General features: G+C 38.1%; 14 protein-coding genes. 13 read left to right on the top strand and 1 reads right to left on the bottom strand.

The window, feature by feature from the left end; genetic code table 11:
* Positions 1 to 268: 268 nt before the first annotated feature.
* Positions 269 to 1,486, bottom strand: coding sequence for a peptidase T (gene pepT / locus LI074_RS15760; RefSeq protein ID WP_173698375.1), 1,218 nt, complete (start codon positions 1,484 to 1,486; stop codon positions 269 to 271).
* A 490-nt stretch (positions 1,487 to 1,976) separates the two neighbouring features.
* On the opposite strand from pepT, the gene LI074_RS15755 reads away from it, so the two are divergent.
* From LI074_RS15755 to LI074_RS15695, 13 genes are all read left to right on the top strand, one after another.
* Positions 1,977 to 2,819 (top strand): MurR/RpiR family transcriptional regulator, encoded by an 843-nt coding sequence (locus tag LI074_RS15755; protein ID WP_022379841.1) that lies wholly within the window; start codon positions 1,977 to 1,979, stop codon positions 2,817 to 2,819.
* A gap of 15 nt (positions 2,820 to 2,834) precedes the next feature.
* Positions 2,835 to 3,497 (top strand): ribulose-phosphate 3-epimerase, encoded by a 663-nt coding sequence (rpe, locus tag LI074_RS15750; protein WP_022379840.1) that lies wholly within the window; start codon positions 2,835 to 2,837, stop codon positions 3,495 to 3,497.
* Between the two features lies 1 nt (position 3,498).
* Positions 3,499 to 5,019, top strand: coding sequence for a xylulokinase (gene xylB, locus LI074_RS15745; RefSeq protein WP_022379839.1), 1,521 nt, complete (start codon positions 3,499 to 3,501; stop codon positions 5,017 to 5,019).
* Positions 5,020 to 5,061: 42 nt separating this feature from the next.
* Positions 5,062 to 6,012 (top strand): sugar ABC transporter substrate-binding protein, encoded by a 951-nt coding sequence (locus LI074_RS15740; protein ID WP_022379838.1) that lies wholly within the window; start codon positions 5,062 to 5,064, stop codon positions 6,010 to 6,012.
* 87 nt (positions 6,013 to 6,099) lie between these two features.
* On the top strand, positions 6,100 to 7,593 hold the full coding sequence (locus tag LI074_RS15735) for a sugar ABC transporter ATP-binding protein (protein WP_022379837.1): 1,494 nt from the start codon (positions 6,100 to 6,102) through the stop codon (positions 7,591 to 7,593).
* 5 nt (positions 7,594 to 7,598) lie between these two features.
* On the top strand, positions 7,599 to 8,585 hold the full coding sequence (locus LI074_RS15730; RefSeq protein ID WP_022379836.1) for an ABC transporter permease: 987 nt from the start codon (positions 7,599 to 7,601) through the stop codon (positions 8,583 to 8,585).
* A gap of 32 nt (positions 8,586 to 8,617) precedes the next feature.
* Positions 8,618 to 9,178: a 6-phospho-3-hexuloisomerase gene (hxlB, locus tag LI074_RS15725; RefSeq protein WP_055060589.1), complete on the top strand. Its 561-nt coding sequence runs from the start codon at positions 8,618 to 8,620 to the stop codon at positions 9,176 to 9,178.
* Between the two features lie 9 nt (positions 9,179 to 9,187).
* Complete coding sequence (locus tag LI074_RS15720; protein WP_173698376.1) at positions 9,188 to 10,015, top strand: sugar phosphate isomerase/epimerase family protein; 828 nt, start codon at positions 9,188 to 9,190, stop codon at positions 10,013 to 10,015.
* 292 nt (positions 10,016 to 10,307) lie between these two features.
* A complete protein-coding gene (gene hflK / locus LI074_RS15715; protein WP_265107682.1) occupies positions 10,308 to 11,330 on the top strand; it encodes an FtsH protease activity modulator HflK in 1,023 nt (340 codons plus the stop codon).
* Between the two features lie 86 nt (positions 11,331 to 11,416).
* A complete protein-coding gene (gene hflC, locus LI074_RS15710; protein ID WP_055058728.1) occupies positions 11,417 to 12,283 on the top strand; it encodes a protease modulator HflC in 867 nt (288 codons plus the stop codon).
* A gap of 157 nt (positions 12,284 to 12,440) precedes the next feature.
* Positions 12,441 to 12,794: a nucleotidyltransferase domain-containing protein gene (locus tag LI074_RS15705; RefSeq protein ID WP_008705807.1), complete on the top strand. Its 354-nt coding sequence runs from the start codon at positions 12,441 to 12,443 to the stop codon at positions 12,792 to 12,794.
* Positions 12,785 to 13,219 carry a HEPN domain-containing protein gene (locus LI074_RS15700; RefSeq protein WP_173697353.1) on the top strand — a complete coding sequence of 145 codons (435 nt, stop codon included), beginning with the start codon at positions 12,785 to 12,787 and terminating at the stop codon, positions 13,217 to 13,219. Before LI074_RS15705 ends, LI074_RS15700 begins: the two co-directional genes overlap by 10 nt.
* A gap of 412 nt (positions 13,220 to 13,631) precedes the next feature.
* Positions 13,632 to 14,639, top strand: coding sequence for a hypothetical protein (locus LI074_RS15695; RefSeq protein ID WP_173698377.1), 1,008 nt, complete (start codon positions 13,632 to 13,634; stop codon positions 14,637 to 14,639).
* Positions 14,640 to 14,762 lie beyond the last annotated feature (123 nt).

Below are 14,762 nucleotides of genomic sequence, written 5' to 3'. Positions count from 1 at the left end.
GAAGTGTGGCAACGCATGGAGCTGACTGTTACTAATCGGGTGAGGGCTTGACCAAGAATCGCAGGAAGAATGATTTTCAGGGAATGTCAGCATGTATGTAGTTTTGAAGATACAGTAGAAACCAGCTAACTACTAGCTGGTTTTTTTGTATGTAAAAATATAAAAAATATTCCGAGTTTATAGATCCCCTTGTTGTTACGTTAATCGCAAAATTATTTAAGATTAATTTAGCGGTTAAAATAACAACAAGGGGATATTGTAATCGAAATTATTTATAAAATAATTCGATAATCTTTAATCCTACATCTACAGCAATATCCATTCCTTCAACAGTAATGTGTTCATAAGGTCCATGATAAGCATGTCCTCCTGTTCCGAGATTCGGGCATGGGAGTCCCATAAAGCTTAACTGGGCACCGTCTGTGCCTCCGCGGATCGGGGTGATAAGCGGCGGGATATTGCATTCTTTGCATGCTGCAGTTGCATGCTCAATCAGTTCCATGCAGGTGTCGATGATTTCTTTCATATTTCGGTACTGTTCTGTGATGGTAAGTGAGACAGTTCCTTTTCCCCATTTTTCATTTAAAATTTTAGTGATGTGTTCCATAGTTTTCTTACGGACATCAAAAGTAGTTGCATTGTGGTCACGAATGATATATTCGAGAGCAGCGTGTGAGACATCTCCCTTTATGGAATAGAGATGGAAAAATCCTTCATAGTCTTCCGTATTTCTTGGTGTGTCAGCGGAAGGGAGCATGGAATTGAATTCCATGGCAACAAGTGCTGCGTTGATCATTGTATTCTTAGAAGAACCTGGATGTACGTTTACACCGGTAAATTCTACTACTGCTTTGGCAGCATTAAAGTTTTCATACTGGATTTCACCTTCTGTATCACCATCAAGTGTATAAGCAAAATCAGCTCCAAATTTTTTTATATCAAAATGGGCTGGTCCCATTCCTATTTCTTCATCCGGGGTAAATGCAATACAGAGGGGACCATGCGGAATAGTATTGTCATTGAGGGTCTCAATCATTGTCATGATCTCGGCAATTCCGGCTTTGTCATCTGCACCGAGGATGGTGGTTCCATCGGAAGTAATGAGAGTTCTGCCTTTTAATGTGGAGAGATGAGGGAACATTTTCGGGGAGAGAATTCTGCCGCTGGTTCCAAGTGCAAGGTCTTTGCCGTCATAATTCGGAGTGATAACCGGAGTAACCGGATGATCGCAGAAATCAGAGACTGTATCCATGTGAGCGATAAAGCCCAGTTTTTGGCGGGATTCATATCCTCTGGTTGCCGGAATATGTCCATAGACATAGCAATGTTCATCTACATCGGCATCTTTCACACCCAGTTCCTTTAATTCTTGAACCAGCAGTCTGGCAAGGTCAAACTGATATTGTGTAGATGGGGAAGTACCGGTTTCTTCACTGCTTGGAGTGAATACTTTTACATAAGATAATAAGCGTTCGTATGCTTTCATGAATTAATCCTCCTGGTATTGGGCTGAGATAGATATTTATCTTAGCATTGTATAGTAAGTATAACATGTTATGGAGTTTACGTAAAAATATTTCTTGTCAGTAGTCAGTAGCTCTGTTTCTCAAAAGAGAGCAGGGATCATCGCTAAAAATTATTCTGAAATATTTCAAAAAAATGTCGAGGTAAAAAAGAATCTAAGTGATAGAAATGAATACAGGTATTATATATATTTATAGCTTATACTTCGTATTACAAAAATAAAATGAAGTATTTAAGTGTTTGTAAATTTCAAAATGAAGTGAAATAAAATGTAAAAACGTCAAATCAACCAAAAAATTGGATGTAATCAACAAAAAACACACGCCAAAACGTGGAAATATACAAAAATATTTATAGATATTTACTTCACTGAAACAGAATGCTATATTCTAATCAACAAAAAACTTCAAAGTGAAATTAAATAAATGAAGTAGAAATGGAGTGCACGCCATATGAATGATTTATTTGTTCGCATCAGATTTTTGTTACCGTCGTTACCAAGAGCAGAGAAAGCAATAGCATCTGCATTACTTGAAAACCCGGAAGCAATTACACATTTAACGCTTGCAGAGATTGCAAGAGAATCAGGAAGCAGTGAAGCATCAATTATCAGATTCTGTAAAAGAATGGGATATGATGGATATTCTTCTATGAAGGAGGATTTCATCAGAGCTTTGGCAGAAGGAATGGAAATTCATTCAGAAGATATTAAAGTATCAGACGATATGAAGACGATTTTGAAAAAGGTTTATCAGAGTAATGTACAGATGTTGAGTGATACATTAGTTTTGGCAGATGACGAAAATTATGAAAAAGCATTGGATGCTCTTCTTAAAGCCAGAGAGATACATTTCTTCGGTGTTGGAGATGCCTTTGCAGTATGTCAGCTGGCATACATGAAATTTGGAAGATTGGGGATTCCGTGTTCCGTACATAGTGACGTAATGCTGCAGATGATGACTGCAGGCAATCTTACAAGTGAAGACGTTGCGTTAGCTGTCTCTTATGAGGGTAGATCCAGAAATGTAGTAGAGGCAATGAAAATCGCAAAAGAGCGAGGTGCAGTTACAATTAGTATTACAAAAATGAATAAATCTCCTCTTCTCAGATATACAGATATCAGTTTATTTACGGCAGTAAATGACCTGACAGTGGGAAGAGATAAAGTAACCAGAAGAGTTTCAGATCAGTTTATACTGGATGCACTTTATCTGGGATATACGACGAAAATAAACAAAGGTTATAAAAAACAACTTCAGAAAATTCAGACAGTAATTGACTGTAATAAAATATAAACGAGGTGATCAATAATGTGCATTATAGCACCGTCCTTACTGGAAGCAGACTATAAATGCCTGGGAGAACAATTAAAAACAATGGAAAAATCCGGAGCTGAATATGTTCATATAGATGTAATGGATGGAAGCTTTGTACCGAATCTGGCATGTGGAATGAAAATGATTCATGGATTGAAAGGTGTAGCTGATCTGGTATTTGATGTTCATCTGATGGTAAATGAACCTGTTCGATTTGTAAAAAGAATGCAGGAGGCTGGAGCTGATGTAATATCTGTTCATTATGAGGCCTGCAGCAATGTAGCAGAAACTTTAAAAGAAATAAAGCAATGTGGAATTCGTGCAGGAATTGTTCTGAATCCGGAAACCTCGGCAGAAGTTCTTACAGAAGAAATCTGGAAGCTTGCAGATGTGATACAGGTTATGACCGTTCATCCGGGAAGAGATGGCCAGCACTTTATTGAAGATACACTTGACAAAATAAAAGATATCAGAAGACGGTCAACAGATACCGGAGAGTGGAAAGATATAGAAGTTGATGGAAGTATCAACTGTGGGAATATAGGAAAAGTAATAAAGGCCGGAGCAAATATCATTGTTTCAGGAAAGGCATTATTTAATGGAAATCTTGCAGAGAACATTGCCAATATGAAGCAACAGGCAGCCATGGAGGAATAAGATGAAATACGTAATTGGAGTGGATCTGGGAACCAGTGCGACAAAGACGATTCTGGTAGATCAGAATGGAAAAATCGTAGCCGAAGCGTCTGTCAAATATCCAATGTATCAGCCTGAAAACGGATGGGCAGAACAGGATCCATCAGACTGGTCAGAAGCAGCGATTTCAACAATTAAAAGTGTAGTTGAAAAAGGTCAGGTTAATGGAAAAGATGTGCGGGGAATTGGAATTTCTGGTCAGATGCATGGACTTGTGATGTTGAATGAGGAGAATCAGGTTATAAGAAGATCCATTATCTGGTGTGACCAGAGAGCTACGAAGCAGGTAGAGGAAATGCTGGAACTGCCAATGGAAAAATGGATGAAGATCACAGCGAATCCGCCAATGGCAGGATGGACGGCAGCAAAGATCCTCTGGATAAGAGAAAATGAGCCGGAGCTTTTTGCAAAGTGCAGACACATTATGCTTCCAAAAGATTATGTCCGCTTTATTCTTACTGGTAAGTATGCGACAGATGCATCAGATGCCAGTGGAATGCAGATGTTAGATGTAAAAAACAGATGTTGGTCGCAGGAAATTCTTGATTTTTTGAAAGTAGACAGAGAACTTCTTGGAGATGTGTATGAATCACCGGAAGTTGTTGGAAACCTTTTACCGAAAATTGCAGAGAAGTGTGGATTATCAACAGAAACAGTTGTGGTTGCCGGAGGAAGTGATAATGCCTGTGCAGCAATTGGAACAGGTATTGTAAGAGAGGGGCAGGCTTTTACAACAATAGGTACTTCAAGTATTGTATATACTCATCTGAAAAAATATCAGGAAATTCCTGAAGGTGCACTTCATTTGTGCTGCTGTGCAGTGCCTGGGTGCTGGCATACAATGGGAGGTCCTCAGTCGGCAGGTCTTTCGATTGAATGGATGAAAAATAATTTCTGTCGGGATTTGATTCAGAAAGCAGAAGAGGAAAATGTATCATTTTATGACAAGATAAATGAACTTACAAAAGATATTCCGTTAGGAAGCGAAAGATTGATTTATCTGCCATTTCTGATGGGCGAAAGAACACCTCATATTGATCCCAAATACAGAGGTGCATTTATCGGACTGAATATCATACATGGACAGGCACATATGCTTAGGGCAATTATGGAAGGCGTTGTTTATTCCCTTGCAGACTGTAATGAAATCTTGAAGAAACTGGGAACAGAGGTTGTGTCCATGCGTGCATGCGGAGGCGGAAGCAGAAGTCCTGTATGGAGAAAGATTATGGCAGATCTTTATAAATGCGATGTACATACATTGAAGCAGGAAGAGGGACCGGCATACGGTGCAGCAATTCTGGCCGGAGTTGGAGCTGGAATTTATTCTTCGATACAGGAAGCATGCGATGCTTTTATTGAAGAAGATGGAATTACTGAATGCGATTTGAAAGAAGCAGAGGAATACGAGAAGTTCCATAAAATTTATGACAGATTTTATGAGAACATAAAAGAGAATCTACATGCTCTCTATGAGCTTTAGACAAAAACTATATAAATTATTTAAAATCAGGAGGACTTTACAATGAAAAGAAGACTGGTAACAAAACTTATGATGGCAGCAGGCGTAGCAGCAATGGCAGTAACAACAATTCCGGCAAGTGTTTTTGCAGCTGAAGATGGTGGACAGACTTATGGAGTTACATATTGGTGTGAATCGGATTTCTTTAAAACAGTTGCAGATTCCATCACAGAAGAAGCAGAAGCTGATGGAAATAAAACAGTTGTAGTGGATGCTCAGCAGGACAGCGCAAAACAGATTCAGATTATTGAAGACTTTATTGCACAGGGTGTTTCAGCAGTATTTTTAAATCCAGTTGACAAAGATGCAATTGAACCTGCACTGCAGAAATTAGACGAAGCAGGGATTCCAGTAGTAAACTTTGATACTTCTGTATCTAATCTTGATCTGGTTGGTTCTTATGTTGCAACTGATAATTATCAGGCTGGTGCACTTTGTGCAGAAGCAATGATTGAAGATTTCCCGGATGGTGGAGAAATTGCAGTTCTTGATTATCCTGCAAACAATGCCTGCAACGATCGTGAACAGGGATTCCTAGATACAATTGAAGGAAAAGGATTTGATGTTGTGGCAACATTTGATGCAGAGGGAACTGTAGAAAAAGGACAGACAATCACAAGTGATATCATCCAGGCTAACCCAGATATAAAGGCAATCTTCTCCATTAATGACCAGGCTGGTATGGGGGCATATGCAGCACTTACGACAGCTGGAAAAGAAGTATATGTTTACGGTGTTGATGGTGCTCCAGAAGCTAAGAAAGTAATTGCTAAAGACAACAGCATTTATCGTATGACAGCAGCTCAGTCCCCGATTACAATTGGTAAAGAGTGCTATAAGGCAGCTAAAACTCTTATCGCAGGGGAAAAACCGGAAGAATTCGAAGTAGATGTACCTGCATTTGCAATTGATTCTTCAAATATTGATGAATATTTAGACGCTGACTGGCAGTAAATCTGAGCGGGTGCAGCGTAGGCTGCACCCATTTTTGCCCCATATAGAAAAAGGTGGGAAATGTTTGTTATTTAGAGGAGAAAATTTATGGCACATTTATTGGAAATGAAAAATATCTGTAAGTCTTTTTCCGGAGTTTCTGTGCTGAAGAACAATCACCTGGAACTGGAAGCAGGTGAGGTTCATGCTCTCTTAGGTGAAAATGGTGCCGGAAAATCTACATTGATTAAAATTCTCGGTGGAGTTTATACAAAAGACAGCGGACAGATTCTGGTTGATGGACAAGAAGTAGAAATTACAGGTGTTGAGAGCGCAAAAGAGCACGGAATTCGTATTATACATCAGGAACTGATGTTGATTCCAGATATGACAATTTCAGAAAATATTTTTATTGGACAGGAACCAAAAACAAAAGCAGGTACTGTCGATAAAAAGAAAATGAATGAAATGGCGCAGGGATTTTTGGATTCTATGCACCTTGATCTGAAATCAACTCAATTTATCCGAGATTTAAATATTGCACAGCAGCAGATGGTAGAAATTATTCGCGCTATTTCCTTTGGCGCAAAAATAATCGTTATGGATGAACCGACTTCATCTTTGACAGAAAATGAAGTAGATGCTCTTTTTGAGGCGATCAAAGCTTTAAAAGCAAAGAATGTTGGAATTATTTATATTAGTCATCGAATGGCTGAATTGGATGCAATCACTGATCGTATCACAGTTATGCGAGATGGTGAATATATCGATACAGTAGTTACAAAAGAGACCACACATGATGATCTGGTGGCGCTCATGGTTGGAAGAAAACTTGGAGATTTGTATCAGAAACATGAAAACTATTCAGATGATATTATTCTCAAGGTAGAAAAACTTGCTTCTGGAAAAGAAGTAAAAAATGTTGATTTTGAACTGAGAAGAGGAGAGGTTCTTGGGTTCTCAGGACTGGTTGGATCCGGACGAAGTGAAACAATGGAATGTATTTTTGGACTTCGTCATAAGGATAGCGGACATATTTATATTGAAAATAAAGAAGTTGATATTAAAAATGTAAAAACTGCAATAAATGCAGGAATCGGACTTGTTCCGGAAGACAGAAAGCAGTCAGGAATTTATCCGATCCAGGGAATACGTTTTAATGCAACGATTGAAATATTGGACAAATTTTTGAAAAAAGGCCGATATAACAGGAAGAAAGAAATTGAACTTGCCAGAAAATATGTTGATGAAGTTATGCAGACAAAATATTCCTCTATAGAGCAGGAAATAGGAAAGCTTTCAGGAGGTAATCAGCAGAAAGTTATTATCAGCAGATGGCTTCTGGTCACAGAAAAAATTCTTATTCTGGACGAGCCGACAAGAGGCATTGATGTAAAAACAAAATCAGATATTTATCATCTGATTGATGATCTGACAGCAACAGGTTTATCAATTATTTTCATATCTTCGGAGATGCCGGAGCTGATCAACATGTGCGATCGTATTGTGGTAATGAATCAGGGACACACCACAGGAATATTGAACAGAAATGAATTTAATCAGGAAAAAATTATGGCGTTTGCGACAAAGGAAATAGGGTGACGATTATGGAAAATAAAAACTGGAAAAATTTATCTGTAATACAGACAATTAAATCTAATATGGGTATTCTTGCGGGACTGGTTATTCTTTGCGTTGTATTAAGTTTTACAACCAGCAGTTTTGCAACAGTTACAAACTTATTTAATGTAGTCAGACAGATTACAATCAATTTGTTTCTGGCATGTGGAATGACTTTCGTAATTCTGCTTGCAGGAATTGATCTTTCTGTAGGATCAGTAATTGCGGTTTCAGGATGTATCAGTGCAGGACTCATTTCATGGAATGGACTTCCTGTTTATGTTGGTATCCTTGGAGGAATCCTTGCTGGAGTTGTAATTGGTCTTATTAACGGTTACATTGTTTCTTCTACAAATATTCCGGCATTTATCGTTACTCTTGCAATGATGAATATCGGTCGTGGTATTGCCCGTGTTTATACAAAGGCTCAGACAATTTCTGTTCTTGATGACAGCTATACTTTTTGGGGAATGGGTACTATCTTTGGAATTCCGATTCAGTTATATTGTATTGTTGCAGTAATTGCAGTTTCTTCTTTTATCCTTAATAAAACAAAATTAGGCCGTCATATTTATGCAGTTGGTGGTAATAAACAGGCTGCTGAATATTCTGGTATTAATGTAAAAAAGGTTACATTTTTCGTATTTGTATATAGTGCGTTACTTGCATCTTTAGCAGGAATCCTTACAGTGGGACGTACTTTTACTGCAATGATGACACTGGGAGACGGAGCTGAAATGGATGCGATTTCTGCAGTTGTTCTTGGTGGAACAAGTATGAACGGAGGTCGTGGTACCATCGCAGGAACTGTTATCGGTGCAATTGTAATCGGTGTTCTGAAAAATGGTATGAACCTTCTTGGTATTGACTCTTCCTGGCAGTATATTGTACAGGGTATTGTAATTCTGATTGCAGTTTATATTGACTGGTTTAAACAGACCGGATTCAAATTTTCCAGAAAAATAAAAGCCTGAATAAAAAGGCAATGGAAAAGGAGATGATAGAAATGGAAAATTCAGTTATACTGGAGGAAATTCTTGAAGAATTGACAGAAAATGCAAAACATATTTCTTCTTCTTCACTTGAAAAGTTTGCTAATGAGATTATTAAAGCTAGGCATATTTTTGTAGCAGGAGCTGGACGTTCTGGGTTTGTAGCAAGAGGGTTTGCAAATCGCCTGATGCATTTGGGGTTGGAAGTATTCTTTGTGGGAGAACCGACAACACCGGCAATTGAAAAAAAAGATCTTCTTATTATCAGTTCAGGTTCAGGAGAAACTGACAGTTTGATTGTTATGGCAAATAAAGCAAAAGAAGCAGGAGCATCTGTTGTGACAGTAACAATTCATCCGGAAGCTTCCATTGGTAAGGTATGTGAAAGCTGTATCGTAATCCCGGGTGCAACTCCAAAGAGTAATCTGGAAGATACAAGTGAATCTGCTCAGCCTATGGGAAATGCGTTTGAACAGATGAGTTGGATCGTTTATGATGCAGTTATTATGATTCTTATGAAGAAACTTGGAAAAACAGAAGAAGAAATGTTTAAGCATCATGCAAATTTAGAGTAGGTGGCATATATGGAGAAAAAGATTAAATTTGGCTGTGTGGCATGGGGACTTCCTGGTGGTGGATATTTTGGACCACAGATTGCAAAGGAAGCTGGACTGGATGGAATTCAACTTGAACTTGGAAGTTATGAATGGGGTTATCCGTTAGCTCAGAAACAGGTTCAGGAAGCGTATCTTGAAGAGGGAAACAGGTTAGGAATTGAATATCCGTCTATTGTTCTTAATGATGTGATGGATCATGAATTTATCCATGGAAAAGATACAGAGAATGGAAAGATCGCGTATGACCAGATGGAATTGGCAGTTCAGGTAGCAGCAGAAATAGGAATATCCAAGATCATGGTTCCAAACTTCCTTGGAAATCTGATTACAGAAGAATCTCATGTAGAAGCAACAAAGGAAGCACTGAGATTTATTTGCGAAAAAGCAGAAAAGAAAGATATTACTGTTATGACAGAAAATGCGTTGGATTATAAAGAACAGATTCAGCTTCTGAAAGAAATTAATATGCCGAATCTGACAATACACTTTGATACACAGAATTTCAAATTTAATTTTAACATGGATCAGTGCGAACAGTTGGAGGGACTTTATCCATATATGGATAGTCAGCTTCATGTAAAAGATGGTATCAATGAACCAGGCGGCTGTCTGCTGGGAGAGGGAAACACAGATTTCTTCCCTCAGATGGAAATCCTGAAAAAACATGGCTATGAAGGATGGATCATCATTGAGAATTATTATAACCTGCTTCCGTTGAGAAAATGTAATGAGCAGAATCAGATGCAAATTATAAATAAGGATTTGGAAACGCTGAGGACTGTATGGGGCGTTTGAGAAAAATATTTCTTGCATTTTGTAAATAGTTATGATATGATGCTGCTCAAAGAAAAGGGAGTAGCGGCCATCGTTATGAAGAACTGGACTTGTTTTTCCTATAAATGGTACATAAATGCGTCAGAACGGCAGATTAAGAATGCCCGCATTATGATATAATCGGCAAGACTTTTGTTTTAGACATTAAGAGAAGAGCTCATGTTATGTCTGAAATGAAAGTCTTTTTCTTTTCTTCAGAAATTTTTAGAAGCAAAAAATTTAATTATGTCAAATGGTGAAACGGAGGAGAAAAGTGAACGAAAGAGTAAATCCATTTAAAAAATTACAGAAGCCGGGAAAACATGTGAAACGTATTGTAATAGGAGCAGCAGGGTTGGTGATTATTGCAGGGCTTGCAGGAGATGCTACCTATCAGATCCAGGAGCAGGAACAGGCAGTATTGACAACTTTCGGAGTGCCGAAGGCAGTGGCAGAAACAGGACTGCATTTTAAGCTTCCTTTTATACAGAAAGTACAGAAAGTAAATACAACGATCCAGGGATTTCCTATTGGATATAGTATGGGAGATAATTCGGTGGTTGAGAATGAGGGCATTATGATTACCTCGGATTATAACTTTATTGATGTAGATTTCTTTGTTGAGTACAGAATTTTAGAACCGGTAAAATATCTTTATAATTCAGAGGAACCGGAAGATATTCTGAAAAATATTTCTCAAAGCTGTATCCGTACAGTAATCGCAAGTTATGATGTGGATGAAGTGCTTACCACCGGAAAAGGTGAGATCCAGAGTAAGATTAAAGAAATGATCCTGAAGCAGATGGAGGAACAGGATCTGGGGATTCAGCTTGTGAATATCACAATCCAGGATTCAGAACCGCCCACACAGGAGGTTATGAAAGCATTTAAAGCAGTAGAAACTGCCAAGCAGGGAAAAGAAACTGCTTTGAATAATGCCAATAAATACAGAAACGAAAAGCTTCCGGAGGCTGAGGCAGAAGCAGACCAGATCATTCAGGATGCTGAGGCGCAGAAACAGGTAAGGATTAATGAAGCAGAAGCTGAGGTTGCACGTTTTAATGCCATGTATGAGGAGTATGTTAAGAATCCGGAGATCACAAAGAAGCGTATGTTCTATGAGACAATGGAAGATGTGCTGCCGGGAATGAAGATTGTGATTGATAATGGAGATGGAGTGCAGAAGGTTCTGCCGTTAGATTCTTTTACAGGGAACAGTTCAGAAAATCCGACAGAGACACTGAACACAGATCCTGCTCAGGACACACAAGATTTAAATGATTCTGAGAACGAATAAAGAAATGACAGAAAATATTTCATATAAAAAGTGTTTTGGTAAATGAAATACGAAGGATAGAGATATAATTTGGAAAGGACTAATTTATGAAAGGTAAGAAAATTGGAATATTAATTGGTGTGTCTGCAGTGGTTGTAGCTGTCGGAGCGTCGGTAACAGTAACTCAGCAAAATGAATACAAGCTGATCCGTCAGTTTGGCAAGGTTGACAGGGTGATCAGCTCATCGGGAATCAGTTTTAAGATTCCATTTATAGAGAGTACACAGTCATTGCCAAAGGAAACACTGCTGTATGATCTGGCAGCATCTGATGTAATTACAAAAGATAAGAAAACGATGATCAGCGACAGCTATGTTCTCTGGAAAATCAGCGACCCGCTTAAATTTGCACAGACATTAAACTCTTCTGTGGAAAGTGGTGAAAGCCGAATTAATACTGCTGTGTATAATGCCACTAAAAATGCGATCAGCAGTATGTCACAGGATCAGGTGATCACAAGTCGTGACGGAGAACTGTCTGATATGGTCATGGAGGCAATAGGAACAAACATGGATCAGTATGGAATCGAACTTCTCAAATTCGAAACCAAGCAGCTGGATCTGCCGGATGATAATAAGGAAGCTGTATATGAACGAATGATTTCTGAACGAGATAATATTGCAGCGACTTACAAGGCAGAGGGAAACTCTGAAGCAAAGGTGATTCGAAATAAAACGGACAAAGAAGTAGCAATCCAGATTTCCGATGCCAAAAAACAGGCAGAGATCCTGGAGGCGGAAGGGGAGCAGGAATATATGAAAATTCTTGCGCAGGCTTATGGAGAAGAGGACAGAAGTGAGTTTTATTCATTTGTGAGAAGCCTGGATGCGCTGAAGACATCTATGAAAGGTGAGGACAAAACAGTGATACTGTCTGCAGATTCACCGATCGCTCAGATCTTTGAAGGAAAATAAAAGAAAGTAACAATAATACACTCTAATTTTTCACCAAATAAATGGAAGATAGACATAGAAGATAAGGAATGTTATAATTTTTTTACAAAGAAATCCTGAAGCAGAAAATGTAAGTATAATCTGGAAATAATATACAGAGAAAACGGAGGGATAGAAAATGCTGACATGTATCAGATCAAAACGGCAGAGAGATGCAGCGGAGTATGCTTTACGAACTATTCAGTCATCATGCATAAGGCCTTATATTAAGACAATATATCTGTATGGCAGTTGTGCACGGGGAGAAGAGAAATATAGCAGTGATGTTGATCTGTTTCTGGAACTGTCAGAGTCATTCCGCTCCCGGCCGGAACTTAAAAAATATCTTTATCTTCTAAAATCAGAAGTATCCTCTGAGGAATTGGATGATGCAGAAACGGATCTGAAAATTGTAGTTGGCGATGACTGGAAAAGGAACAAAATGCTGTATTATACAAATGTGCGAAAGGAAGGAATTCAGATATGGCCTTGAACAGTTATTTTGATTTTGCAGAAAATGATTTTCAATATTTTAAAGCCTCTTATGATGCGGGGATAGTTGCAAATATGATGGGTGCCATGGCGCAGGGAATATGCGAAAAATATATGAAGCATCTAATCTCAGAATACTATAAACCGGATGATGCTATGCAACAGAAAGATTTTGAAAATATTTTGCGTACACATAGTCTGAACAGACTGATGAAATTTCTAAAAGCAAATATGGGAGCAGAGTTTTCAAAAAATACGCAGACACATATGAGAATGATAGATGGTTTTTATTTTTCAACCAGATATCCTGGTGACGATAGCATAGAGATAGATGGTGATGATGTGGAAACCTGTAATGATGCGATAGAATTGTGCAGAAAAGAAGTTTTAGAGTTAGAACGAAAGTTAAAAAAGGATGAGGTATAAACAGAAATCACGTTACGTAATACAGAAAATCTACTATGAATATCGTTGATACTGTATTTGAAATGAAAGACGGCAAGATCTCATGAGCCTGATCTCAGAGAATAGAAAAGAGGCTGTTACACTAATTGCTTATGTAGTGTGACAGCCTTGTGTATTGTGAACTGAGAATTTGTTACTGAAACGTAAGGAATAAATTTCCAAAAGCAGTGTTGATGTGTCGAAAACTATTGATTGACGGAACTGTATGTATTTGTTACACTGAATTTACATATTCAAATTCCAGACCAGCCGGTCATCTATTTCCCTTTATGCAAGCATGTACGAAAGATAAAGATTATCCGATTTATGATATTTGTGCAAATTGGGTATTCAAACATTGTTACCGTATGTTAGAATAGAAGTGAGGTATCTAATGAATAATACGATATTTGATGATGTATTTCGTACAATGATTGAGAAAATGCCATATCTGGCAGTACCTTTGATTAATGAAGTATTCCATACTTCTTATCCGGAGAATGTACCGATTGTGCAGTTGCGCAATGAACATCAGCAGGAAAACGGAGAGATTATCACGGATTCCTGTTTAAAGATTGCTGGTAAATTGTATCATATTGAATGTCAAAGTGTAGACGATACAACTATGGCAATTCGTATGATAGAATATGATTTCTCCATAGCAATTGAAAATGCACAGAAACAGGGACGCAAATACAGGATGGATTTTCCAAAGTCCTGCGTATTATATTTGAGAAGCGGAAAGAATACGCCGGGTTTTCTGGAGATAGAGATGGTACTTTCGGATGAGAAAATAGTACATTATTGGGTTCCGACAATGAAATTGGAGACATATACGAGAAACAGTATTTTTGAAAAAAATTTACTGATGCTTCTGCCGTTTTATATTATGCGATATGAAAAGGATATTCATGAAATGAGTGAGAATCCGGAAATGTTCCAGAGTTTGCTAAATGACTATGAGGAAATCCGGATAAATCTGGAAAGAGAACTTTCAGGAGCAGATAAGACGGCTTTATACATGAATTTAAATAAACTGATCATAAAAATAGCGGACTATATATGTAGGAATGAAAAAACAGTCCGGAAAGGAATAGGTGAGATTATGGGTGGAAAAGTTCTTGAACTGGAATCTGAAAGGCTCGAACGGCTTCAAAAAGAGGCGGAAGCAGAGGCAAAAGCAATTGGAGAAGCAAGGGGTAGGGCAATTGGAGAAGCAAAGGGCATAGCGATTGGAGAAGCAAAGGGTATAGCGATTGGAGAAGCAATCGGCGAAGAACGATTAAGCACTTTACTTAATCGTCTGATTATGGATGGAAGAAGTGCAGAAATACAGTCTGTTGTGACAAATGCAGAGACTCGAAAACGGTTATATAAGGAATATGGAATTTTACCAGAATAAGTATTAAATAAAACGACAGTATTACTTTTTATATATGAGTTAAGGGGTGAAATTTTAGGATAAAATGAACCTTAACTTCCAAAAATGAGTAGCCCTAACGAAAATAAAATTTTAAAAAAGCCC

This window comes from Blautia sp. MSK18_10 (genome assembly GCF_020553185.1).
GTDB lineage: Bacteria > Bacillota > Clostridia > Lachnospirales > Lachnospiraceae > Blautia_A > Blautia_A wexlerae.
The sequence above is the reverse complement of the archived record's forward strand: the minus strand, read 5'-3'. Positions and strand labels throughout refer to the sequence as shown.

What these genes read in the sequence shown, in the direction of transcription:
- pepT (WP_173698375.1), bottom strand. Translation starts at nt 1,486, where the DNA reads ATGAAAGCATACGAACGCTTATTATCTTATGTAAAAGTATTCACTCCA.
- LI074_RS15755 (WP_022379841.1), top strand. Translation starts at nt 1,977, where the DNA reads ATGAATGATTTATTTGTTCGCATCAGATTTTTGTTACCGTCGTTACCA.
- rpe (WP_022379840.1), top strand. Translation starts at nt 2,835, where the DNA reads ATGTGCATTATAGCACCGTCCTTACTGGAAGCAGACTATAAATGCCTG.
- xylB (WP_022379839.1), top strand. Translation starts at nt 3,499, where the DNA reads ATGAAATACGTAATTGGAGTGGATCTGGGAACCAGTGCGACAAAGACG.
- LI074_RS15740 (WP_022379838.1), top strand. Translation starts at nt 5,062, where the DNA reads ATGAAAAGAAGACTGGTAACAAAACTTATGATGGCAGCAGGCGTAGCA.
- LI074_RS15735 (WP_022379837.1), top strand. Translation starts at nt 6,100, where the DNA reads ATGGCACATTTATTGGAAATGAAAAATATCTGTAAGTCTTTTTCCGGA.
- LI074_RS15730 (WP_022379836.1), top strand. Translation starts at nt 7,599, where the DNA reads ATGGAAAATAAAAACTGGAAAAATTTATCTGTAATACAGACAATTAAA.
- hxlB (WP_055060589.1), top strand. Translation starts at nt 8,618, where the DNA reads ATGGAAAATTCAGTTATACTGGAGGAAATTCTTGAAGAATTGACAGAA.
- LI074_RS15720 (WP_173698376.1), top strand. Translation starts at nt 9,188, where the DNA reads ATGGAGAAAAAGATTAAATTTGGCTGTGTGGCATGGGGACTTCCTGGT.
- hflC (WP_055058728.1), top strand. Translation starts at nt 11,417, where the DNA reads ATGAAAGGTAAGAAAATTGGAATATTAATTGGTGTGTCTGCAGTGGTT.
- LI074_RS15705 (WP_008705807.1), top strand. Translation starts at nt 12,441, where the DNA reads ATGCTGACATGTATCAGATCAAAACGGCAGAGAGATGCAGCGGAGTAT.
- LI074_RS15700 (WP_173697353.1), top strand. Translation starts at nt 12,785, where the DNA reads ATGGCCTTGAACAGTTATTTTGATTTTGCAGAAAATGATTTTCAATAT.
- LI074_RS15695 (WP_173698377.1), top strand. Translation starts at nt 13,632, where the DNA reads ATGAATAATACGATATTTGATGATGTATTTCGTACAATGATTGAGAAA.